The organism is Sphingomonas kyeonggiensis (assembly GCF_014204495.1).
Classification (GTDB): Bacteria; Pseudomonadota; Alphaproteobacteria; order Sphingomonadales; family Sphingomonadaceae; genus Sphingomonas; species Sphingomonas kyeonggiensis_A.
In genome coordinates, this window is sequence record NZ_JACHLN010000004.1 from 168,093 (window position 1) to 190,711 (window position 22,619).

The window sequence follows — 22,619 nt, forward strand, 5'->3', positions numbered from 1 at the left end:
TCAAGAAGCTCGATCGCCGCGACGAATGCTTGCGAACGCATAGTGGCCGTTTGACCGGCCCAAGCATCGCAATGCTTGGATTCGCTCCGGATTCCAGCCAAGGTCGAGCTTATCTGTGCGTTGCGCTGGTGGGGCTGAGTATGAAGTTCAGGGTATTGCTGGTCGACGACGAGCCGAAGGCCACGATGCTGTTGAGCATGCAACTCGCCGAAATGGACGACGTGACTGTGGTGGGGACCGCTGCGGACGGCGACGCGGCGTTCGCGGCAGTCAGCCAGTTGCGGCCCGATCTCGTGTTTCTCGACATCGAGATGCCAGGCCGCAGCGGCATCGAGGTTGCCCGCCGACTGATAGCGACATCGAAGGTCGAGGTCATTTTCGTGACCGCGTTCAGCGATTTCGCGGCGGAGGCCTTCAACCTCGAGGCAGTGGACTATCTGCTGAAGCCCGTCCGGCCCGACCGGCTGCGCGAAACGTTGCGCCGCGCCCGCCGACGGCTGCAGCAACGTACCGGTGCGCATCCGTCGACGGCGGCCGGACAGGACACGATATGGGTGCCTTCGCGCCACGGCGGCGTGCGCGTCAGCATCAGCGATATCCGGCGCATCGAAGCGGCGCGGGACTATGCGCTGCTCTACACGGACACCCATACGCACATCATCCGGACGACGATGCGCGACCTCGAGCAGAAACTCGATTCGCGCCAGTTGCTGCGGATCCAGCGCTCGCTTTTCGTACGGCCCGATATCGTCGTGCGCGTGGAAAGGTCAGGGCGGCGGATTTCTCGTGTCGAGACCGACGACGGCGCCATTCTCGAAGTCGGCGCCAGCTATGCCAGCCGCGTCGCGCAGGCCCTCGATCCGAACGGCGAACTCCTGCCGCCCCCACGCCGCCCCAGCGAAGCCCAGCAATCCGCCGACTAGGGATTGGCCTCACCCATTCATCCGAATGCACTGAACCACGCGCGAGGAAAGCGGCATCGACATGCAGGAAACCAGCGAATTGAAATCGCGGAGACGCCGCGGCACCGCCGAGGCCAAGCTCACGCTCGTACTGTGGCTGGCGATGCTGAGCTTCGTTGCGCCCGCCGCGATCGTCTCGGGCAATGTCAGCAATCTGCACGATGGCCTGTCGCTGATCAGCGGCACGGCAACGGGACTGATCTTCGCGGCCCTTCTCTACCTCGTTTTCCAGAAAGCGCGGTCGCTATCGCTTTCGGCGAAGGTAGCGCTCGCCGCCTCCGGCACGATCGCCTGCGCGCTGCTCCAGACGAGTGCCGATTTCGGCGGCCAATATCTCCTGGAATGGATCTTCAACGATTCGACACCGCCCAAGCTCAGCCTGCGCAACATCCTGCTGACCACGCTGATCTACCTGTGCATCTATGCGTGCAATCTGGCGATTTTCTGGATTCTGGATTCGCTCGAGGAGAGCCGCTCGCAGGAGAGCCGGCTGGCGCGAAGCGAGGCGCGCGCCGCGACCGCCGAGCTTGAGAGGCTGCGGCTGCAGCTCAACCCGCATTTCATGTCGAACTCGCTCAATACGGTTTCGGCGCTGCTGATGACACAGCGCTATGCGGACGCCGACCAGGTGACCCGCAAGCTCTCCGACTTCCTGCGCGCCGCAGCGTCGGAGCAGGAAGCGGAAGTGCCGCTCGGCGAAGAGCTCGGCATCGTCGACAGCTATCTCGAGGTGGAGGGCGCCCGGTTCGGCGATCGGCTCGCGGTCGAGATCGATTGCTCCGACGAGGCGGTCGACGCGTTGGTGCCGGGCTTCATCATCCAGCCGCTGGTGGAAAACGCGATCAAGCATGGCGTGACCAGGTCCAGCGAAACCGTCCGTATCGCCATCGCCGCCCGACGGGAAGGCGACGACGTGATCATCGACGTGCTGAACAGCTGCGGAGACGGCGCCGAGCAGAAGGCCGCTGCCCGCCCCGGGGGGATCGGCCTGAAGAACATCCGTTCGCGGCTGGAGATGCGCTATGGCGCCGCGGCTGCCCTGTCGCACGAGGCGGGAACGGACGCCTATCGCGCGACGATCCGGCTGCCCTTCGCCGCCGCCTGAGCGGCAACCAGCTCCGTCTCAGCACCCGTCGGTTTCGTCTCAATCGATCTCGCACGCGGGGGACCAGATGCGGTTCTGTCGCGCCGATGATCCAACGAAGCGCCCGCCGATACGGCAGCGCGTCGCAGCGAGACGAGACCGACATTGCCCCTGAGAATTCCAGCCGCTCCGGCAGCCATCCGCCCCCTGACGCTTGCCATCGCGTTCTGCGCGGCAATCCCGGCCCAGGCGGGCCCCAACGACCTTCCGGGATGGAACATGTCGAAGGCGATGCCGCAAGGCGCGACATGGAGCCTGCCGCCCGGAATCGTCGTGACCGCGGAAGGGCTCGATCCGATGGATCTCGAGCACTGCAGGAACCAGGGCGAGAAATATCGCAGCCCACCGCGCGGAACCGGGGGCAATGTCTCGCTCTGCCTCATGTTCCGCAACACCAATCCCCATAGCGGAATCGGCACGCCGGGATCCATCACCGTGACCATCCCGGCCGGGCTCACGTTCATCCCCGACAATATGTCGACCCAGAACGGCATCATCCTTCAGAAGGGAACGGTGGAGGTCCGTCCGGGCCGGACGACCTACATCCCGATGTACCTGATCTGCATGAATCCCACGCGTGATTCGAGCGTCGCCCATCAGCCGTTCCGGCTCGGGCCAATCGTCGATCACCCGGAAATCCGCAAGGTGATCGCAATGTTCGACGGCAAGCCACTGCCCCAGGCAAGCATGGCAGCGGCAGCATTGGGCAGCGTGTCCACAGGGCGGAAAATCGACAGGGCGGTGCTCGACCTGATCCGCAAGGAATGGGAGACGCTCGGCGTAAGGGATGATCCCGCAAAATACCTCTGACGTCGGTTCTGCGCCTGGCCATTGCAGTCGGAACGATCCCCTTCTCCTGCCCCTCGAAATCTCATCGATCGACCTCTTCGTCGCAGGCGGACTTACCGCGGATTTGCGGCGGTGATCCGCTTCCCCCGCATGCCGCGCAACAAGGCGTCGGCGCAGCAGGGAGACACGAATGATGTTCAAGAAAGGCCTGACCGCCGCCGTGGCGGCCATTGCGCTCGCCCAGCCGGGACCGGCCATCGCGCAGGCGGCCCGCGCGACGATCCGGCTGAACGATGGCCTAGTCCTGCCCTATATGCGGCTGGTGCGCTTCTGGGAGGCGTCGGGCGAAAAGGCGATGGGAGATACGCCCAACGAGCGCGCGCCCGGCCAGATCACGAGGACGCCGGGCGTGTATGTTCATGGCAATGTGTCCAAGGCCGATGCCGGTGTCGTCGAACGCAAGCTCAAGGCCGCCTTGGACATCCTTCTTGCCCAGACGCCGCTCCGCGACATCCGCGGCGCCAGCATCAGGGCGGACATCAACATCAGTCGTGGTACGAGTGGACAGGTACAGGGTTCGCTGCGGATCGCCGCCTATCCGATCAATCTCTCCAATCCCAAGACGAAGATGGTCGATGGCCGCTATGCGACCCCCGGCGAGGGTTCCTCGCTGATGATCTGGTACAATGCCCCCTTGCACGACCAGAGCTGGGACCGCGTGCAGATCGTCGGCGAATATGACGGTATCAAGATCCAGCAGGTGCTCGTGGGCTATGCCGGACTTGTCGTCAGATCGAACCGCCAGCTTCTGGTGCCCGGCCGGAACGGGAACGCACTCAATCCCAAGTTCTTCGACACCAGCCGGCCGGCCGGCGATCTTCAACTGCTCTGGTTCTACCCGTCCAGTGGCGTTGGCGACCGGGAAGCTCCCACAAAGGGAGACGCCCGGGTCGCTGCCGCCGGTTTCATGGCCGATTGGAACGCGATCGTCCGCCGCATGGAGCAGATCCGCTAGGGCGCATCGACATTCAGGATAGGATAGCTGGTTTGGAAGTTCCCTGGCGAAGGCCGGGGCCCAGTTGCAATGTCGTTCGAGAGGCTCCCGCGCCATCGATGCTTCGTCGAGCCTGGGCTCCGGCCTCCGCCGGGGAACTCAAACAACTGAATGTCGATACAGCCTAGCGCCGCCAGGCACGTCACGGCACGAAAAGGGGGCGGTGCAAGCACCGCCCCCTCTCTTTTTTGGGTCCGAAGCAGGGTCCTAGAAGTCCAGCTTCACGCCCAGCCGGAAGTAGCGGCCGAGGATGTTCGGGCCGGCCCATGCGGGGTTGAAGCCATAGGCGCTGTAGCCCGCATTCGGATCGAACGGCGCCGCGATGCCCAGCACGTTCAGCGCATTGGCGTAGATGGTGAACTGGTCGCTGATCTTGTGCGAAGCGGTCAGATCCAGGTTCCAGATCGCCTTGGAACGGCACAGCACCGGCGTGCCGTCGTCATAGGCTGCCGCACCCGAATCGAGCGCGCTCTGGCAATCGCCCGGCGTCGCGCCGAAATCGACCTGCCCCATGTCGTAGCCGCTGGTGTAGTAGGCGGTCGCCGACACGGTCGTGCCGCCGAACTCGAGCGTGTTCTGCCAGCTGGCGCGCCAGCGCGGCGAGCCCGAGCAGGATGTGACATTGCAGGGGCTCAGCGTACCCTCGAACTGCTCCGGATCGGCGACTTCGCCGGTAGCCGGGTCGATCAGCGTCAGGTGGTTCTTGTCGAGATACGAAGCTTCGAACGAACTCGTCAGCCGCACGCCGTCGCTGATGTCGAAGCGCGCGTTGACGCCCAGGTCCACGCCCTGAACGACCTGCCTGTTGGCATTCGCATAGGAGGATTGGACAGTACCGATATGCGGCAGCGCATTCGGATTGGCCTGATCGGCATTCCCCGCCGTCACGATATAGCCCGGGATGTTGACCACGCCGTTGTTCGAATAATAGGCTTGGATGATCGGATCGATATCGCTGGGCCCGATGATCTGGTCACGCACCTTGATCCGCCAGAAATCGACGGTGAGGCTCACATTGCGGATCGGCTCGAAGATCGCGCCGAGCGTGAGGTTCTCCGATCGCTCGGGCTTGAGCTGCGGGTTGCCGACACTCGTCAATCCGACGGAGAATTGCTGGGTGGCATAGGCATTGTTGTTGTGCGCCGCGCAGAACGCCGCGAAGCGCGTGCAGAAATTGCCGCCACCCTGGCTGACGAAGCCGGTGGTCGGCAGGCCGAACGCCTCGTTGAAGCTCGGGATGCGGAAGCCCTTCGACCAGGTGCCGCGCAGCGCGACCTGCGGGATCGGCGTGAACTTTGCGCCGACCTTGGGCGAGAAGTTCTTCTGTCCGGTGGAGTAGCTGTCGTAGCGGCCAGAGAGATTCACCTCGAACTGCTTGACGATCGGCGCCTGGATCTCGCCGAAGGCCGAAAAGACGTTACGGCTGCCCGCGGTGCCGACGGCGTTGACGCCGTAGTAGCGATCATAGGGATGCGCATCGTTCTGTGGATTGGCGCTAGGTGCGTTGATCGATTCGCGGCGGTACGCCACGCCCCCCGCGGTCTGGAGCGCACCACCGGGCAGCTCGAAAAGCGATCGCGAAACCGTCGCGGTCACCTGCCACAGGTCGGAGTTCGACCGCGTTACGCTCGCCGGCATGATATAGTCCCACACCGCTTGCGGCGTGGCGTTCGGATTGGCGAAGTTGAACGTGCCGCGTGCAATGACGTCCATCAGGCGCTGCGGGATCGGATAGCCGTTCTGCGTGCGATCCAGCTGGACACTGGAGGCCGTGAAATCGGCCGTGTAGTTCCAGCCGCCGAACGAGCCGGACAGACCGATCACGCCGCGCAGGGACCTGGCAGAAGTCTCGTCGGTGGTCACCCGGTCGGGGGCGAAGGAAATCTGCGCGGTCTGACCGGCGGCGGCATAGGGGTTGTAAGGGTTGAGGGTGCCATTCGCAGCGGTGCAGCCCGTGCCGACACCGTTCAGCGTGCCGACGCCAGCGGCACAGACATAGACGGGCAGGATGACGTTGTAGGTAAGCGCGCCGCTGCGCGGGCTGGTCGGGCGGTCCCGGAAGTTCCACGGACTCTGTGAGGCAAGGGTATCGGTGCGATAATAGTTACCCTGCACGTAAAGCTGGTGGTTCTCTCCCAGATTGGCGGTGAAGCGGGTCGAGAAGCCGTAGCGCTCGACCTCGGGCTGCAGCATCCCGTAAGCACCGGTGAAGTTCACCTCGCACACACGGCCATTGGCAGGCGCGTCGGGCGAACCGCCCTGGGCGGGATCGAGTTGCGCGGCGCCGAGTTGCACGGGCGTCCAGCGCCCGCAGCCCAATGCCGGGTTGAGGAAGGAAAAGCGCCCCGTGCCAAGGGTCGCACCAGCCGTCGTGACCGGCCGAACCAGCGCGAGGCCCGGCATGACCGACAGACCATAGGTCCCATCCGGGCTGACACCGTTTCCGTTGTTGTTGTGCATGCAACCGCCGCTGCCGTTGCAGATCCGGCTCCAGTCATTGGTGTTGAACGGGTAGCCGCGATCGCGCGCCCACAGCGTGTCCTGCTTCAGATACTCGCCGCTGACATAGACGTTGAAACCATCCTCGGAGAGATCGCCATAGCCCCAGGTCGCGTCGAACCGGCGCTCGCCCGCATCGCCGAGCTGCGAGATGCCGGCCGAGGCGTTGAGGTGCAGCCCCTTCACTTCCTTCTTGGTGATGACGTTGATCACGCCGGCGACGGCGTCCGCGCCATAGGTCGACGAAGCGCCGTCGCGCAGCACCTCGATGCGATCGACGATCGCGTTCGGGATGGTGTTGAGGTCGACGAAGTTGCGCTGGCCGTCGTCCGCGAGCGGATAGGGCGCCATGCGCAGGCCGTCGAACACGCTCAGCGTCGCCTGCACGGTCAGGCCGCGCAGCGATACGGCATTGGCGCCCGCGGCGAAGTTGTTGCCGTTGTTCCAGCCTTGGGTAATCGTGCCGGCATTGCCCGCCGATACGCGCTGCAGCGCCTCGGCGACGGTGTTGAGGCCGCGCTGCTCGAGCGACTGCGCCGACAGCACGGTGACCGGCGACGGAGTCTCCGCATTGGTCCGACGGAACAATGAGCCGGTTACGACGACATTGTTCTCGGCCGTTTCGGCTTCATCCTGTGCCTGCAGGGCAGCAGGGGCAGCGGTCGTCGTATTCGCCCCGGCGGCGGATGCGCCAGCTTCCTGCGCATGCGCCGGCGCCGTCACAATCGCGCCCGTTGCGATGAGTGCACAAAGCGCCGTGGAGCCGTGCAACAATCGAACCAGCATCTCGCTTCGATAAGTCATGATCGTCCCTTTTATCTGCCGGGCGAGCGCTGTTCGCTTCTGACCGGCCAAGCGTCGGCGTCACCGCACGACTGAGTCGCACCGCGGGAAAGGAGAGCCGTTCGGGAAGCGGAAGGGAGAAGCTGGTCTGCGCCGTCCTTCACGCCAGAAGGTCTTGCCAGATCCCTGCGTTACGGCAGCCACGCGCTTGAAAGGCAGGGCTGCACCGGGAGGTCTGATGAACGCGCGCAAGCCGATTGAGCGTCAATGCGACGAACCATCGAATTGCTGAGACGATTGAGCGCAAAGAGCGGACTGGGACCAATGGCCGACCGCGGCACGCCTTTGAGGACCTGCCGCCCATGGAAGCACAGGACTGGTTATCGGATCCGTGTGGAGGGCTGCGGCACGCCCTTGGTGATCCCGGCGGATGGATCACTCGCTGGGGCGATTGCCACACAGCCTCCCGCCGTTTGGACCGAGAGGGAAACCGACGCCGCTAAATGGAATTCAGGAAACGACGGAATGGCAGCGGCACGGCAGCGAAAACCGCCGCCGGACCCCACCATTGCCGCCGCTCTTGTCCGTTATTCCCACTCGATTGTTCAAACAGAATATAACCACTTGAAATCACTACAAAATTTATTCCGGCAACAGGCAAATTCCGACACTGAGGCCGTCAAAAATTTACGCTGTTGATTTTAAAGGGAAAATCGCCAGAAAAATATTTTTGAGGTTTCGCCGACTATCGGGGTCAGTCGGTCGATTTTTCCTCTCGCGGCGCCCGGTGCCGCACCCGATTCAGTCTCAAAAAGTACCGTCAGCGCAGTCTATCACGCCTCGCTAGAGCCGGCCATCCACCGCAAGGGAAATCGCGAACTGAGAGAAGCGTCTTGCTGCATGGCCACCTGGCCGCGCCATCATTCATGCAAGCCCCAGTTTCGGTCTGGATCGTTGCGTCGATTGTCGGCCTCTGGAGGAATCGTCTCGGAGAGTCGGGGCTGACCATCAGAGCCTGTCCAGTCAAACCTGACCCGCCAACCGGTACTCTTCCCGCTGTTGCTCTTGTAGCCGATGACCTCCTTATGCACTGTGACGCCCGCCAACATCATAGAACCTGATCCTGTGCCCATATTGGCGATAAACACGCTGTCGATCAGGCGATGATCCACAAGATCGCTCTCCAGAATCAGCGACGGGTCTTTGACCGCCTGCTCCCTTCTCCTCTGCTCCGCGATTTGCTTCCTAAGTTTGTCTCCTTCCGCGAGATAAGCCTCTGCCGCCGGTGCGTCCGTCGGCGTATTGCCCCTCTTCATTGGAAGGCGCCCGTCTTTGTACGCTAGTAGAATTGCGGCGGCCGCATCAGGTCCAACCTCAAGAACGAGGTCGAGCCAACTTCTCTCACGTGAATAGATGTCGGCTCGCTCAGATTTCGATAGAACACCTCCTTCAAGAACGAGCCTTCTGGTCTTAATGGGCATGATGCCAGGCAGGCTGGCAAGGAAGTCCGTGAGAGAACGCATCGTCGATTCCTATTGAGTCATTCGTAGGCCACTTGAGCCGCCGATGTCTTACTGCTGTCGATCGTACAAGATCGCGTCAGCCTTCGCCCCCCAGTGTCAGGTTCGTCCAATCCGGAAGACTGCCACGCTGAAGGATGGCTTGCACGATACGGACAACAAGCTGATCGGCGAGATCGAGATCGACCTTGGACTTCGGCGGAAGCACACCCGAGTGGACCGCGTCCGACCGGGCCTTATATAGATGCTTCATCTCATCGAAAATCTTGGTGCGCTCGGCGGCACTCTTGCCCAAGAGCCAGGCGGCGCGACTGCCAATCTTATAGGTGATTTCGGTATTCGACGTTCCGAGATCGTGCATCAGCACGATTTCCGCCGCCATGCCCAAATCGAGAGCGCGGTCGACAGGATGGATTGCCAGCCGCGAGCGCCCGAGCCGGTCGATTGCTCTCGTAATACTATCTCCCTCGGCGAATGCCGCGAGCTGCCCAAAGACGGTCTTGATCATCGCCATGTCCGCTGGGAAAGCCACGAGCGGGTGAGCCGCAAACGGACGGCCTGACATAGTGCCACCGGCCGACAGCAAGACGCGGCGATCCGACAGAATTACCGACATCGGCAACTCGACCCCGCCACTGGAGCCAAGCAAACAGGCGAGCCGGAAACGACGGCGGATTGCATCACGCGCTGTTGAGGCGGGCTGTGTTATGCTGCTTCCGGCTGGCCCGTTTGCTTCAACGGTACGTTGCTCAAAGGCTGGCTTTACCTTGTAGGACTGGATGAGGAAGCCGGTTCCGGTGGGCATGCTCGGCCACGAATATCGCCAAGGGTAGTCGAACGCGCTGAAGATGTCGGCCGCTGGCGGCACAAGGCGAACACCATCGCCCAGTTCACAGGGCTCGTTGATTTCGATGCCAAGCACCGGCGAAACGTCCTCGTAAACTGCGGCATTCCGCGCCACTTCGTCCGTGAAGAGTGCAACGATATCTTCCGGAGCTATTTTTTCGACGAGCCGGTCAATCGCCCATTCACCGAAGCGGCCCCCAACGACTGAGCCGCCGCCGTCACCACTGAACACCCAACACGTCGCGAAATCGGAGAACGGCTCCGCGCCGGAGAGATATTGATCGACGCGGTGCTTCGCCTCGCCGCGCCAGAGTGAATAGTCGCTGCCGCGGTGGATTTCGGCGAGTTCTCCAGCGATCCCGCGCAGAAAGGCTACCGCGTCGGGGGCAGTGTCCGCTCCGCTCATTCGTCCCACCGCCCGAGGTTCACGTCGACGAAGCCGGCTGGGTAGCCCCGAGCCATCACGCCGAAATTGGGCTCGCCTTCGCTATGAACGGCGAGGACATGCTCAGGACCGAGCGGCTGATGTGTGTAGAGGTCGAACGCATGTTTGTCCGGCCGGCAGCCGAGCAACCGGCCATAAGTGGCAACCACGGCCTCAGCCGCCGAGTAACCATGGCGGGAATGGACGAGCGGCATGGCAATCTCCAGGACACGCGGCCGACCGATCTGCTTCAGCATGTCCTGAAGTGCCGCATCTCGCTGCCAGAAATAGGCTGACTCGCCGCCCCAGCTCTCGAGGAGCAATTCAACGCCGCCGTCTTCGACGTCGACGGGATGCGAGACCATCCAGAACTTGTCGGAGCGGGAGTCGAGCTGATCGCTTTGGTACGGGCTGTCGGCGAAAAAGCGATCTGCGACCTCTTGGCTGAATGCGCCAGCAGCAACTTGCGCCTCGAAGCGTGATCGGATGGTGTCGAGGCTAGATGGATAAATGCCGCCTTGTCGAAGAACGTCGACTTCCGCGTCGGTCAGGCGGGTATAGTGCCAAGCGCGGATCGTGCGGACTTCCATCAGCCGCATGATATGCTCCTTCACCCACATGAACTCGCCCGCATAAGGATTCTCGGGATAGGGCATGGTGCGATCGGAGGCTTCACGCTCCAGCCATTGGCGGCGCGAGGTGACCATGTAATCGCGGATGACATCGGTGTGGGCGTCGAGATCCCCGCGCAACTCGCTGTCGAAGGTTTCGACGTCCCAGACGTCAATGATGGCGACGCCCTCGGTCATGCCTCATTCTCGTTTATTGCTACGATCCGCGCGCATGACGGGCCGACCAACTCCCAAACCCCTTCGATGATCGATTCCAGCGAAACAGCGTCGAGTTCGAGCGATGCGGCGTAAGCACGCCATTGCCGTTGCTTCCCTTCGTCGCCGAACATGTCGACCGAGAGACCTGGTGGGCGTTCTTTCGGGATCGGCGTCCGGCGGCGCTCGAACGTCGCGCGGATGGCCGCATCCAGATCGTCAGCGGAAATGTCGATCGCGCGCGGTATCGCCCACAGGTCGTAATAGTCCTTCATGCGCCCGTTGAGGACGCCAAGCGCCACCATCGCCTGGAATTTCTCGGCGATCACCGTGGCGGGCGGATAGGAACGAACCTGCGGAGCGGGAAAATCTAGCAGGGCTGGATAGTCGAGCCGCTGCGTCGCATCGGCCATAGCGTCTCCGAAGCCGATGTCGATTGTAACGGGGATGCGGGTCCTTTCGAGGTAGGCTGCGGTCTTGAGGCGAACGCCGCCATATTCCATCTCTTCTCGAATGACGGTCGCAGCGAGCGCATCGATGTCGAAGGCGAGTCCATCGTCGCTCTCCATCGCCATGATCTCTCCGAAGTCGGCAACCAGGCGGTCAGGATCGGCGTCCCCGTGTCCGAGAAAGTCCGCATCCCGCGTCACCCGATTGTCGTCTGTCACCCAGACCGTGACGAGCATGCCGCCTTTCAGGACGAAGCGATCCCGATGCGCTGAGATTGACAGGCGGTAGAGCAGCCGTTCGAGCGCGAACCGCACCAACAGGATATCGAATGCGCGGCCTTCCTTCCGGGCGATATTGAGCAGCCGGTCCTTGACCGACTTCGCCATATTCGTCGGTGCTTTAGCCATTGGAGGTGAGCGCCTCGAGATAGGGTTGCATCACCTTCCAAGCGCCGCCGGCCTTCGCGGCCTGGGCGATTGCGCTCGGAGTTGCCTTGCGTTGCTGGAGAGCAGCGCGCAGGCCTTCTACAGCGACCGATCGGTCGACCAGTTTGGGGTTTCGGAACAGGTCGGCAAGGGTCTTCGGGATCGAATAGACCGGGACGTCAAGGCCGGCGATTGCATGATGTTCGATGCCCTGTCGTAGATATGGCTCCGTGAAGCGGACCATACGCAGCGGGGGATAGGACTGCACGGGCGCCCAATCGCTCGTCCCGATCGCCATCCAAACGCGCCGCGGCATTTGGTCGGTCAGTCCGTGGAAGGCGAGCGCCGACACCAGAGCGATCACGCCTTTGGGCGCGCGCATGATGGCTTCAGCAAGGATCTGGTTCTCTTCGACTTCCGCGTCACGCTTCTGATAAACTCCGCGCGAGATACGCTCGATGTCACCGCTCTCGACGGCGCGCGTGATCGTTTGCGCGCTGATGCCAGCCTCGCGCAGTTCATGCGCATGCATCATGCTCCGCGCATTGAGCAGGCTTCTGAGCTTCGTCTTTTGCGAATCTTGCGCTGATGGCATGTTACAAATCCTCTAATCGATCGCGATATTATCAGAGGTTTTGTCACACGTCATCCCTGCGGCGGCCAAGAATAGACGGCCAGCCTCCCGCGAGGAACGGAACGTTGAATTGGACCTCCGCTGGGCCGCTTGAATGTCAGAAAAATATGCATTATTTTCTGACATGTGAAAGCAGTCGTCGCATCAGTTCCAGATCGAATCATGAAGCGTGCCCGGGCAGCCGGGCGCGGCGGCGTCTACACGCCTAACGACTTCCTCAACGTGGCGGCGCGCGCGGCGGTCGATCAGGCCCTGTCTAGGCTGGTCAAGGCCGGCAAGTTGCGTCGGCTCGCGCGAGGTCTCTACGATTTTCCGAAGGTTCACCCGAAGCTCGGTCAACTCTCGCCGGCTCCCGACGACGTCGCGCATGCTTTGGCGCGCGAGACCGGGTCGCTGGCGCAGATCGCGGGCGCGCGCGCCGCAAACGCGCTCGGGCTTACGACGCAGGTGCCGGCAAAGAGCACCTATCTCACCGATGGCCCATCACGGCGTGTGGTATTCGGCAAATGCGTGGTCGATCTTCGGCATGCGTCGCCGAAGCATCTGATCGCTCCGGGCAGCCCGGCCGGCACGGTCGTTCAGGCCCTTCGCCATGTCGGTCCCGTTCGTGCGGCCGACATTGCGCAAGTCGCCGCACGCCAACTCTCGGCAAGTGACAAGAAGACACTCGCGTCCTCTGCCGTGCAGGCGCCGGCTTGGATGCGGCCCACGCTCGTCTTGATCGCCAGCACAGTGACGGCCAACGTCGATGAATAAGGTCGCCCTACTTCCATCAAAGGACCGCGCCGCGCTGTTTGGCGAAACCGGCATGCCCTTCCTTCGCGTTCGCGACCTCTTCCCGAGCTGAAGAGGAGGCGCATGGTACAATTCAATGATTGGTGCGACTCCGCTGACACGCCCGTAGGCAACCACCACGTCCGCGTCATGACGGGCCGGCCCGCGGACTCGGTGACCGGCGTTCAGGTAACGGCCACGGCGGTGCCCGCTCACTACGCCGCTGAGGAACGGATAGCGAGAGCGCTGGCACGATTGGGAAAAGCCGGGGCGGCAAAGATGATCACCGACCTTCTGCCGCAAACACCGCAGATCCGCTCGGGAGACCTAGGGGAGATCTACGCGACGGAATGGATCAACGCGCACAGCGGCTATCGCGCCCCCATCAAACGGCTACGTTGGGGAGATCACCGTGACATGGCGATGCGCGGCGACGACGTCATTGGAATGATCCTCGACCCGGCAACACAGCGTTTGCGCTTCCTGAAGACGGAGGCAAAGAGCCGTGTCGCCCTTCGCACCAAAACGCTTGAAGAGGCGCGTACCGGCCTGGACAAAGATGGTGGGCTGCCATCGTCGCATGCACTGTCCTACGTCTCTGCTCGACTGATGGAGCTAGGCACAGACATGCCGCTCGTGGATGCCATCGACGATGCGCTCTATCGACACGGCATCCCACCTGAAAGTGTACGGCATCTCCTCTTCACCTTCTCCGGAAACTCCCCGCAGGCGCTGCTGACCCAGGCTCTGCAGGCCTACCCCGGTCCGATTGGACAGTGGGGTGTTGGCCTGCATGTCGACGGCCATGCCGCCTTTGTAGGGGCCGTCTACGCTCAGGTCATCGCCGATGCCAACCAACCCTGAAGCGATCATAGCCGCCATCACCGATGCGGCGGCGACGGGCTTTCGCGGTCGGCTTATCGCGCGCGGCCAAGCGCGCGCCATGATCTGGCGTGACGGTGTCCTGCCTCCTGGCGCCCCTGCCTTCTCGCCACAGCTCAGCTTCGATCTCCACAGCTATGCCTACGGCTTGCTTGGCCTGGGATTGCGCCTCCTCGATCTCGGCGGCGATCCGAGTCAGGCCAGGATCGCGTTCGAACAGGCGGCGACAGCCCTTGAGGCGGTTATGGCGAAAGGTAATCGCGCCGAAGCGGACCGTGACTTCCATTTCGTCATGGCGGCGGCGAGCTATCATCTCGCGCATCTGTCAGCCCGCGCTTATTCACTCCTCGCGATCGTCGCGGCCGAGGAGAATTTTTCCCCCATCGAACAGGCGCTCGCGCTGTTGATGCGCCGAGACATCACCGAGCTGCGGGCGCGAGTGTACGCCTTCCGCCTGGACGACCGAGGATCGGACGCGACCATTGCAGCGCTCTTTCAGCAGCGCCTCGCCGAGCCTGCCGCCGCCGATGCGGACGACCGTGATGGGCAGGACTTCCTCTTCGAGGGCCTGGATCTGGCCCTGACGGATGCCTTCTTCGGTGCCTTCGCGATGTTCCTGCTCGCGCTGGATCGCGGCGAGCGGGTCCTTGTCGACCGGGCGATCGCGCAGCTTCGCGAGAGTCTCGACATCTGCGCGGAATTGAACCTTTTGCCGCAATGGTGGGTCCATCGGGTCGCCATCCATCTGCTCTCCGATCTCTGGTCGAATACTTTCCACGAGAAGGTTCCGCTGCTCCCCGCCGGTGGCGCTGCGGTGCCATGGCCCGGCCTTCGCGAGCTCTTCATCGCCCTGCTCGCTCGCCGCCCGAGGGCCGAGGTCGACCTCTGGCCGTCGCAGACCGAGGCGGCATCGCGCGCCGTCGATCAGACCGACAATCTCGTCGTCTCGCTGCCGACCAGCGCCGGCAAGACCCGGATCGGCGAACTGTCCATTCTGAGATGTTTGGCCGGCGGGCGGCGGGTCATGTTCGTGACGCCGCTTCGCGCCCTGTCGGCGCAGACGGAAACCACGCTCCAGCGCACCTTTGGCCCGCTCGGCAAGACCATCTCCGCGCTCTACGGCAGCATCGGCGTGTCCGGCTTCGATGAGGATGCCATTCGCGAGCGCGACATCGTCGTAGCGACCCCTGAGAAGCTCGATTTCGCCTTGAGGAACGATCCATCGCTACTCGACGACGTCGGCCTTCTCGTATTCGACGAAGGCCACATGATCGGACCTGGCGAGCGCGAGGTTCGGTACGAGGTTCAGATTCAGCGCCTCCTACGTCGTCAGGATGCCAATCAACGCCGCATCGTTTGCCTGTCGGCGATTCTTCCTGATGGAGACCAGCTCGAGGACTTCTCGGCATGGCTGCGTCGCGATCAGCCCGGAGGCCCGATCAAGCACGACTGGCGCCCTACGCGCCTGCGGTTCGGCGAAGTGACCTGGAACTCGCCGACGGCGCGGCTCAATCTTCGGGTGGGCGAGGAAAAGCCTTTCGTACCTCGCTTCCTCACCGGGGCGGCGCCACCGTTGTTCGTGCCGCCGAAGAAACTGCGCACCCGACTCTTTCCGGACAACCAGCAGGAGTTGAGCCTCGCGACGGCGTGGCGGCTCGTTGGCGATGGCCAGACGGTGCTGATCTATTGCCCGGAGCGCCGGAGCGTCGAGCCGTTCGCCAAGGTCATCGTCGACTTGCACTCGCGCGGCGCGCTCGCGTCTTTGCTCACGGTCGATCCGGCCGCCCTGCAGACCGCTATCGCGCTCGGAGAGGAATGGCTTGGTCCAGCGAGCGACATCCTCAAATGCCTGCGGCTTGGCGTGGCGCTTCACCATGGGGCCTTGCCGACCGCCTATCGCAAGGAAGTCGAGCGTCTCCTGCGTGACGGCGTGCTCAAAGTCACGATCTCATCACCGACCCTGGCCCAGGGCCTGAACCTGTCGGCGACTGCAGTCGTCATGCATTCGCTTTATCGCCACGGTGAGAAGATCAAGGTCTCCGAATTCAAGAACGTCATTGGCCGCGCCGGCCGTGCCTACGTCGATGTCGAAGGCCTTGTTCTCTATCCTATTTTTGAGGATGCAAAGAACAAGAAGCACGACGAATGGGTCGGACTGATCGAGGATCTCGGCGCCCGCGAGATGGAGAGCGGGCTCGTCCAGCTTATCTTTTCGCTGCTCAGGCGTATGCACGCGCGGCTTGGCGGGAACCTCGATCAGCTCATCGACTATGTCGTCAACAACGCCGCGGCCTGGACCTTCCCGGAAGTCGCCGGCGAAAAGGCCGACAAGCGCGAGCGGGCATTGAACGAGTGGGAGCGCCATGTGGCGACGCTCGACACTGCCATCCTCAGTCTCATCGGCGAAGCCGACGTGCCGGATGACCAGATCGAAGCCGCGCTCGACAACATCCTTCAATCCTCGCTCTGGCAGCGTCGTCTGCTTCGCGTGGACGACGCCTCGCGCGCGGCTTATCGCGCCACGCTGCTCACCCGAAGCCGCTACATCTGGGCGAATTCCACGGCCGCGACGCGGCGCGGCTACTTCCTCGCAGGTCTTGGCCTCGAAGCTGGTCATGCTCTCGACGCCGTCGCGGCCGAGGCAAACGATCTCCTGATCCAGGCCAACGCGGCAATCATGGTGTCGGACCATGAGGCGGCGATCGCCGCGATCACCGGGATCGCGGAGCGCGTGTTTAGCTTCTATCCCTTCGAGCCCGACCCATTCCCGGCCAACTGGCGAGACATCCTGCGCTGCTGGCTGCTCGGGCAGCCGCTCGCCGCGATCGTCGCCGGTCAGGAAGCCGACGCGTTGCAATTCATCGAAGGCGGGCTGGTCTATCGCCTGCCTTGGGCCATGGAGGCACTGCGGGTTCGGGCAGCCGCCAATGGCGATGTCGTTGGTGTGTTCGGCCTGGCGCTGGAGGATCACGAACTGGGCTTGGCGGTGCCGGCCGTCGAAACCGGCACGATGAATCGCTCCGCGTCGATTCTGATCCAGGCAGGCTTCAATTCACGGCTCGCGGCCATCAAGGTCGTTGTCGACACCGGCGCTACGTTTACGACCGGTGCGGAACTGCGAGCTTGGCTCCGCACACCTGGCCTCGCAGCCTGGTCGGCCCAACCAGATTGGCCCACGGTCGAGACCCGGGCTATGTGGCTCGAATTCATCCAGGAGTTCGCGCCGTCCGACAACCGGACTTGGGCGCGGCGAGACTATCTTGGAAACGTCCAATGGTTCGCCGCCCCCGCGCCTCCAGGGACGCCCATTAGCCTTTATCATCGGAATGGACAGCCGCTAGTGCTGGCGCCCGATGGGCACGCGATCGGCCTGCTGCAGCACCCGCTCAATCCAAATCGGCGTGGCCTCGTGCGAGCGAATGTCGCTCAGAATGTTGCCCAGCTTGATCTGAGCTATCTCGGCCCCGATGATTTGTGGGGGGCTTAGGAGCAGATGACGAAGCCGCCCATATTCGGCGCATGGGGCAACGTGCCCATCGATGACGATGTGCGGCCGTTCAGCATTCTCAATCCCGTGGGTAGCGACGCCAACCGCAACAACCGCCGGCATCACTTCATCTCGGCCGTCTATATGGACGGCTTCGCTGACGAACGGGGCCGGGTTCAAGTCTACCGTTGCGAGGCGCCCGAAGACCCGCACCCGATGAACCCGCGGGCGATTGGGTTCGAGCGAGACTATTATTCGCAGAAGCTTCCCGAAGGCGGCCAAGAGAACCATCGCTTCGAGGATTTGTGGAACACGATCGAGACCGTGTGGCCTGAAACGGTTCAAGCCCTCGCAGCTCGCCGGCTGTCACCCGCCATCTCTTTCAACGTCCTGGGCATGCAAACGATCATGCGCGCTCGCGTCCCTGCGACCCGAGACCGGCATGCCCTGATGCTCGAGGCCAAGCTCCGCAGCGAGCACAAGATCGCTGAAGAGATCGGCGCACTTCCTCCGGAAGTTGAGCGCTACGCCGGCCAGTTCGACACCGTGCCCATCGGAATCAACCCGCACGAAACGCTGTTGGCGATGAACGGTGAGTTCAAGGATTTCGGCGATCTCTGCTTCCGACTCGGCTTCGAGGTGCTCCACAACAAGACCAGCACGCCGTTCCTCACTTCGGACAATCCGGTCTGCAGCTACAATCCACGCCAGCCGCTCCATGCGCGGACGCCTTACGAGCATTCCGGTGAGGTCGAGCTGATCTTTCCAGTTTCCGCGGACATGCTCGTGCGCGGCTCCAGCAAACGCGGACCCGTGAACATCATCTCGCGGCACCGCGACATCTCCGACAGTCGGAAAGTGCGGCAACTCAATCGGACCATTGCGCAGTTTTCCTATCGCATGACAATCGGCCCGAATCGGTCGAGCGACGACCTGATACGTACCCATGCCGCTGTCGTCCCCACCATCACCACGGAAGTGCGCCGACGAGAAAAGGAGGTTCAGATCATCTGCCGGAATGTCTTCGGTCCTCGGCCGGTGCTGTCGCAATATATCGATACGCCTGATAAGGCCGCACGTCTCGAAGCCAAGATGGCGGCCGCTTCGACCCAGACAGACCTGCCACCCGATGACAACGCGGGTGAAACGGCGATAGAACGCGGGAACAGGCAAGATACATAAGCTCGGAGCATGGCATCTGTTATCCGAGGATTTGGATCACCGATTTGCTCTGTAGGATTGAGGTTACCGCAAACCAACTCTACCTTTGAGGGGAAGGCCTTCCCCTGCGGCCGAGCGTTCGGTCTCGGCCGACCCCTTCTGCGGGGAGACCCCCGCAACGCCCCCTAGAGTGAGAGTGCGGACCGGCTTTGCCGTGACGGGTTGAGAGCCTGGGAGAGAGTCTTCCGGCGCCCGTCGCGGAGATCCGCGATGTCCAGAAAGACCGCAACCGCTCGCGCCGACCAGGACCGGGCGAGCCTCTACGACGAAATCACCGGCAAGATCATCGGCGAGCTGGAGGCCGGCCGCGTGCCCTGGGTTCAGCCCTGGGGGACCGCGGCGGCGAAGGCGCCGCTCGCCATGCCGCGGAACGCCGCCACCGGGCGGCACTATTCCGGCATCAACGTGCTGATCCTCTGGGGCGCCGTGATCGAGCATGGCTTTCCCAACCAGAGCTGGCTCACCTTTCGCCAGGCGCTCGCACTGGGCGGCAATGTCCGCAAGGGCGAGCGCGGCACGACTGTCGTCTATGCCGACCGCTTCGTGCCAGACGACGAAAAGCGGCGCGCCCGCGAGACTGGCGACGAAGCCCAAGCGATCCCGTTCCTGAAGCGCTTCACGGTGTTCAATTCCGCGCAGTGCGAAGGCCTGCTGGAGGATGTCGCGATCGTCGCGCCGCCGCCGGCGCTGGGACTGATCGAGCCCCAGGTCGAAGCGTTCATCCGCGCGACCGGCATCGACTTCCGCATTGGCGGCAATCGCGCCTTCTACGTGCCGGCGCTCGACTATGTACAGGTCCCACCGCCCCAGGCCTATTTCGAACCGATCAACTGGCACCGGACCGCGCTGCACGAGCTGGGTCACGCCACCGGCCATCCGTCCCGTCTCGGCCGCGACATGACCGGCGGCTTCGGCACCAAGAAGTACGCGTTCGAAGAGCTGATCGCCGAGATGAACGCCGCCTTTTGCTGCGCCTCGCTCGGCATCGTGCCGACCGTGCGTCATGCGGATTATATCGGCTCCTGGCTGGAGGTGCTGCGCGAGGACAATCGCGCCATCGTCCGCGCTGCCAGCCAGGCGAGCAAGGCCGCCGACTGGCTGCTCGGCTTCGCGCCGGCCGACGGGACCGACATGCAGGCTGAGCCCGCGATCGACAGGAGGGCCGCATGATCCTCCTGACCTCGGAGCTGCGCGAGCGGCTCCTCGTCAATGGCCGCAACAGCGACGCCGACCACATCCCCGTGGTCAAGTTCTTCAACCCGCTCGGCGAAGGCGTTTGGCTCGCGACCGAGCTCGACGAGGACGGCGACACCCTGTTCGGCCTGGCCGATCTCGGCGAACCCGAGCTCGGCTCCTTCAGCCTTGCCGAGATGATTGCCGTGCGCCTGCCGCTCGGTCTCGGCATCGAGCGCGACATCCTGTTCGAGGGCCTGTTTCCGATCTCGGCCTGGGCCGAGACGGCCCGTCGGATCGGCGGCATCCGCGAGGCCGAGCGCGTGCTTCACGCCATCCACCGAAGCACGACGTCCGGGCAGTCCGGAAAACCGTAAATCAGTGGAGGCGGTTCTGCGTCTCCCGTCGCCGCGCCTGGAGGTGCCGGCACGTAGAGAGTGAGAGGGAGGACGGGATTTCCGTGACGGGTTGGAGGTCGAGAGAGAGGCTCTCGGCCGCCCGTCGCGGAGCAATCCCCGATGCCTACTGCTGTTCAGAAGATCGTCCTGTCGTCTTCGCGCGACATCCCCCTCAACAAGCTGGTGCTCAGCCAGTCCAACGTCCGCCGCGTGAAGGCCGGCGTCTCGATCGAGGACCTGGCGGCCTCGATCGCGCGTCGCGGTCTGATCCAGAGCCTCAGCGTCGTGCCCGTGGTCGACGCCGAAGGCCAGGAGACCGGCATGTTCGAAGTGCCGGCTGGAGGCCGCCGCTTCCGAGCGCTGGAGCTGCTAGTCAAGCAGAAGCGGCTCGCCAAGATCGCCCCGGTGCCGTGCGTCGTGCGCAAGCGCGATGACGAGGTCCTGTCCGAGGAAGTGTCGCTGGTCGAGAATATCGACCGCGCCCCGCTCCATCCGCTGGACCAGTTCCGCGCCTTCCAGGACATGCGGATGAAGGGAAAGACCGAGGAGGAGATCGCCGCGGCGCTCTTCGTGCCGGTTCAGGTGGTCAAGCAGCGCCTGCGCCTCGCGGCCGCATCGCCCACCTTGCACGACGTCTATGCCGAGGACGGCATGACGCTCGACCAGCTCATGGCCTTCACCGTCTCCGACGACCATGTCCGTCAGGAGCAGGTCTGGGAGGCGATCAAGGACGCCTGGTCGAAGGAGCCGTATCAGATCCGCCGCATGCTCACCGAGACGACGGTGCGCGCCTCGGACAAGCGCGCCGTCTTCGTCGGTGTCGAAGCGTATGAGGCCGCCGGCGGCATCGTCATGCGCGACCTGTTCCAGTCCGACGATGGCGGCTGGCTGCAGGACGCGGCGCTGCTCGACCGGCTGGTCGCCGAGAAGCTAAAGGCGACGGCCGAGACGATCGGCGCCGAGGGCTGGAAGTGGATCGAGGTCGCGGTCGGCTTCCCCTATGACGCCACGCGCGGCCTGCGCGAGCTGCAGGGAGAGCCGCTCGACCTGACCGACGAGGAACAGGCGACGATCGAGGCGCTCAACGCCGAATACCAGAAGCTCGAGGCGGAATATGAAGGCGCCGACGAACTGCCCGACGAGGTCGACCAGCGGCTCGGCGAGATCGAGACGGCGCTGTCGGCCTTCGAGACCCGTCCAGTGCGCTTCGAGGCCGAGGACATCGCGCGCGCCGGCGTGTTCATCAGCATCGCTCATGACGGCAGCGTCGCCATCGATCGCGGCTACGTCCGGGCCGAGGACGAGGCTCCCGAACCCAGCGCCGAGACCGATGGGGACGAAACCGAAGGTCGGCCGGACGAGCCCGGCGCGCCGGTCGTGCAGCGCGCCGTCATCACGATCGGCGGCCAGCCCGTCGAGGCGGAGGACGACGAGGACGACACGATCAAGCCGCTGCCCGAGCGCCTGGTCATCGAGCTGACGGCCTACCGCACGCTCGCGCTGCGCAACGCCGTCGCCGAGAACCCGCACGTCGCCATGACCGCGCTCCTCCACAAGCTGGTCTCGGACACCTTCATGACCCGCATGTACACGGGCGCCATGGAAGCCGGGGTGAAGCACATCTTCTTCCCGGCGCAGGACGATGCGCTGAAGGACAGCCCGTCGGCCCGCGCGGTCCAGGATCGCCACGCCGCCTGGGCTGGTGACATCCCGAAGGAGGACGATGCTCTGTGGGGCTGGCTTGCGGGCCTCGACGATGCCAGCCGGATGGCGCTGCTGGCGCATTGCGTCAGCTATGGCGTCAACGCGCTCTATGAGCGGCCGAACCCGCACAGCGCCGGCGGCGTGTCGCAGCACACGCTCGACATGCGGCTCGCCCAGGCCGACCGCCTGACGAAGGCGACGGGCCTCGACCTGGTGGAGGCCGGCTGGCGCCCGACCTTCGGCAACTACCTCAACCGCGTCACCAAGCCCCGCATCCTGCAGGCGGTCCGCGAGGGCGTCGGCGAGCAGGCCGCGCAACTCATCGACCACCTGAAGAAGGGTGACATGGCCAAGGAGGCCGAGCGGCTACTGGCCGAGACCGGCTGGCTGCCCGAGCCGCTGCGTCTCATCGACGATGCCGAGGCGCTCACGCCGGAGGTCGAGGCCGGCGAGGATACCAGTGACGACGATGGCGCGGCGCTGCCCGCGTTCCTCGCCGGCGACGACGAGGAGGTCACGGCGGAGACCGACGCCGATGAACCGCACCTTGCCGCAGCCGAATAACGAGCACCCGGAGCGGCTTCGGCCGCTCCGGTCCTTTCCCCGATCGAACGAGCATCGCC

At 63.7% G+C, this 22,619-nt stretch carries 17 protein-coding genes; 11 read left to right on the forward strand and 6 right to left on the reverse strand.

All coding sequences use genetic code 11. The features are described 5' to 3' along the window. Window positions 1-155: 155 nt before the first annotated feature. The 4 genes from HNP52_RS19735 (at window position 156) to HNP52_RS19750 (ending at window position 3,910) form a co-directional block, all read left to right on the forward strand. A complete protein-coding gene (locus HNP52_RS19735; protein ID WP_260396276.1) occupies window positions 156-923 on the forward strand; it encodes a LytTR family DNA-binding domain-containing protein in 768 nt (255 codons plus the stop codon). Window positions 924-1,002: 79 nt separating this feature from the next. Continuing rightward, on the forward strand, window positions 1,003-2,067 hold the full coding sequence (locus HNP52_RS19740; protein WP_184169617.1) for a sensor histidine kinase: 1,065 nt from the start codon (window positions 1,003-1,005) through the stop codon (window positions 2,065-2,067). Window positions 2,068-2,325: 258 nt separating this feature from the next. Then, window positions 2,326-2,916, forward strand: coding sequence for a hypothetical protein (locus tag HNP52_RS19745; protein WP_184169620.1), 591 nt, complete (start codon window positions 2,326-2,328; stop codon window positions 2,914-2,916). A 169-nt stretch (window positions 2,917-3,085) separates the two neighbouring features. After that, on the forward strand, window positions 3,086-3,910 hold the full coding sequence (locus HNP52_RS19750) for a hypothetical protein (protein ID WP_184169623.1): 825 nt from the start codon (window positions 3,086-3,088) through the stop codon (window positions 3,908-3,910). A gap of 246 nt (window positions 3,911-4,156) precedes the next feature. Here HNP52_RS19750 and HNP52_RS19755 read toward each other — a convergent pair whose 3' ends face one another. The 6 genes from HNP52_RS19755 to HNP52_RS19780 form a co-directional block, all read right to left on the reverse strand. Next, on the reverse strand, window positions 4,157-7,252 hold the full coding sequence (locus HNP52_RS19755) for a TonB-dependent siderophore receptor (RefSeq protein WP_184169626.1): 3,096 nt from the start codon (window positions 7,250-7,252) through the stop codon (window positions 4,157-4,159). Between the two features lie 899 nt (window positions 7,253-8,151). After that, window positions 8,152-8,754 carry a hypothetical protein gene (locus tag HNP52_RS19760; protein WP_184169629.1) on the reverse strand — a complete coding sequence of 201 codons (603 nt, stop codon included), beginning with the start codon at window positions 8,752-8,754 and terminating at the stop codon, window positions 8,152-8,154. Between the two features lie 76 nt (window positions 8,755-8,830). Then, on the reverse strand, window positions 8,831-10,003 hold the full coding sequence (locus tag HNP52_RS19765; RefSeq protein ID WP_184169632.1) for a HEPN domain-containing protein: 1,173 nt from the start codon (window positions 10,001-10,003) through the stop codon (window positions 8,831-8,833). Then, window positions 10,000-10,830, reverse strand: a complete 831-nt coding sequence (locus HNP52_RS19770; protein ID WP_184169635.1) for a hypothetical protein — start codon at window positions 10,828-10,830, stop codon at window positions 10,000-10,002. The genes HNP52_RS19765 and HNP52_RS19770 overlap by 4 nt, the downstream gene beginning before the upstream one ends. Continuing rightward, window positions 10,827-11,705 (reverse strand): nucleotidyl transferase AbiEii/AbiGii toxin family protein, encoded by an 879-nt coding sequence (locus tag HNP52_RS19775; RefSeq protein WP_184169638.1) that lies wholly within the window; start codon window positions 11,703-11,705, stop codon window positions 10,827-10,829. Before HNP52_RS19775 ends, HNP52_RS19770 begins: the two co-directional genes overlap by 4 nt. Next, window positions 11,698-12,318: an AbiEi antitoxin N-terminal domain-containing protein gene (locus HNP52_RS19780; protein WP_184169641.1), complete on the reverse strand. Its 621-nt coding sequence runs from the start codon at window positions 12,316-12,318 to the stop codon at window positions 11,698-11,700. The genes HNP52_RS19775 and HNP52_RS19780 overlap by 8 nt, the downstream gene beginning before the upstream one ends. Window positions 12,319-12,483: 165 nt before the next feature. Here HNP52_RS19780 and HNP52_RS19785 point away from each other — a divergent pair, with 165 nt between their 5' ends. The 7 genes from HNP52_RS19785 to HNP52_RS19815 all read left to right on the forward strand — a co-directional run bounded on the left by HNP52_RS19785 (window position 12,484) and on the right by HNP52_RS19815 (window position 22,560). Continuing rightward, the gene (locus tag HNP52_RS19785; RefSeq protein ID WP_221416571.1) at window positions 12,484-13,113 is read left to right on the forward strand and encodes a DUF6088 family protein; all 630 of its coding nucleotides are present in this window, start codon (window positions 12,484-12,486) and stop codon (window positions 13,111-13,113) included. Window positions 13,114-13,281: 168 nt separating this feature from the next. Next, window positions 13,282-13,995 carry a Hachiman antiphage defense system protein HamA gene (locus HNP52_RS19790; RefSeq protein ID WP_409372661.1) on the forward strand — a complete coding sequence of 238 codons (714 nt, stop codon included), beginning with the start codon at window positions 13,282-13,284 and terminating at the stop codon, window positions 13,993-13,995. Continuing rightward, window positions 13,979-17,500, forward strand: a complete 3,522-nt coding sequence (locus tag HNP52_RS19795) for a DEAD/DEAH box helicase (RefSeq protein WP_184169647.1) — start codon at window positions 13,979-13,981, stop codon at window positions 17,498-17,500. The genes HNP52_RS19790 and HNP52_RS19795 overlap by 17 nt, the downstream gene beginning before the upstream one ends. A 6-nt stretch (window positions 17,501-17,506) precedes the next feature. Next, window positions 17,507-18,682 carry a DUF4238 domain-containing protein gene (locus HNP52_RS19800; RefSeq protein ID WP_184169650.1) on the forward strand — a complete coding sequence of 392 codons (1,176 nt, stop codon included), beginning with the start codon at window positions 17,507-17,509 and terminating at the stop codon, window positions 18,680-18,682. A 249-nt stretch (window positions 18,683-18,931) separates the two neighbouring features. After that, the gene (locus HNP52_RS19805) at window positions 18,932-19,891 is read left to right on the forward strand and encodes an ArdC family protein (protein ID WP_184169653.1); all 960 of its coding nucleotides are present in this window, start codon (window positions 18,932-18,934) and stop codon (window positions 19,889-19,891) included. Then, entirely contained in the window at window positions 19,888-20,271 is a 384-nt protein-coding gene (locus HNP52_RS19810) for a DUF2958 domain-containing protein (protein WP_184169656.1), read from the forward strand. Before HNP52_RS19805 ends, HNP52_RS19810 begins: the two co-directional genes overlap by 4 nt. 141 nt (window positions 20,272-20,412) lie before the next feature. Further along, a complete protein-coding gene (locus HNP52_RS19815) occupies window positions 20,413-22,560 on the forward strand; it encodes a ParB/RepB/Spo0J family partition protein (protein ID WP_184169659.1) in 2,148 nt (715 codons plus the stop codon). Window positions 22,561-22,619 lie beyond the last annotated feature (59 nt).

What these genes read in the sequence shown, in the direction of transcription:
- HNP52_RS19745 (WP_184169620.1), top strand. Translation starts at nt 2,326, where the DNA reads ATGTCGAAGGCGATGCCGCAAGGCGCGACATGGAGCCTGCCGCCCGGA.
- HNP52_RS19750 (WP_184169623.1), top strand. Translation starts at nt 3,086, where the DNA reads ATGATGTTCAAGAAAGGCCTGACCGCCGCCGTGGCGGCCATTGCGCTC.
- HNP52_RS19755 (WP_184169626.1), bottom strand. Translation starts at nt 7,252, where the DNA reads ATGACTTATCGAAGCGAGATGCTGGTTCGATTGTTGCACGGCTCCACG.
- HNP52_RS19760 (WP_184169629.1), bottom strand. Translation starts at nt 8,754, where the DNA reads ATGCGTTCTCTCACGGACTTCCTTGCCAGCCTGCCTGGCATCATGCCC.
- HNP52_RS19765 (WP_184169632.1), bottom strand. Translation starts at nt 10,003, where the DNA reads ATGAGCGGAGCGGACACTGCCCCCGACGCGGTAGCCTTTCTGCGCGGG.
- HNP52_RS19770 (WP_184169635.1), bottom strand. Translation starts at nt 10,830, where the DNA reads ATGACCGAGGGCGTCGCCATCATTGACGTCTGGGACGTCGAAACCTTC.
- HNP52_RS19775 (WP_184169638.1), bottom strand. Translation starts at nt 11,705, where the DNA reads ATGGCTAAAGCACCGACGAATATGGCGAAGTCGGTCAAGGACCGGCTG.
- HNP52_RS19780 (WP_184169641.1), bottom strand. Translation starts at nt 12,318, where the DNA reads ATGCCATCAGCGCAAGATTCGCAAAAGACGAAGCTCAGAAGCCTGCTC.
- HNP52_RS19790 (WP_409372661.1), top strand. Translation starts at nt 13,282, where the DNA reads ATGACGGGCCGGCCCGCGGACTCGGTGACCGGCGTTCAGGTAACGGCC.
- HNP52_RS19795 (WP_184169647.1), top strand. Translation starts at nt 13,979, where the DNA reads ATGCCAACCAACCCTGAAGCGATCATAGCCGCCATCACCGATGCGGCG.
- HNP52_RS19800 (WP_184169650.1), top strand. Translation starts at nt 17,507, where the DNA reads ATGACGAAGCCGCCCATATTCGGCGCATGGGGCAACGTGCCCATCGAT.
- HNP52_RS19805 (WP_184169653.1), top strand. Translation starts at nt 18,932, where the DNA reads ATGTCCAGAAAGACCGCAACCGCTCGCGCCGACCAGGACCGGGCGAGC.
- HNP52_RS19810 (WP_184169656.1), top strand. Translation starts at nt 19,888, where the DNA reads ATGATCCTCCTGACCTCGGAGCTGCGCGAGCGGCTCCTCGTCAATGGC.
- HNP52_RS19815 (WP_184169659.1), top strand. Translation starts at nt 20,413, where the DNA reads ATGCCTACTGCTGTTCAGAAGATCGTCCTGTCGTCTTCGCGCGACATC.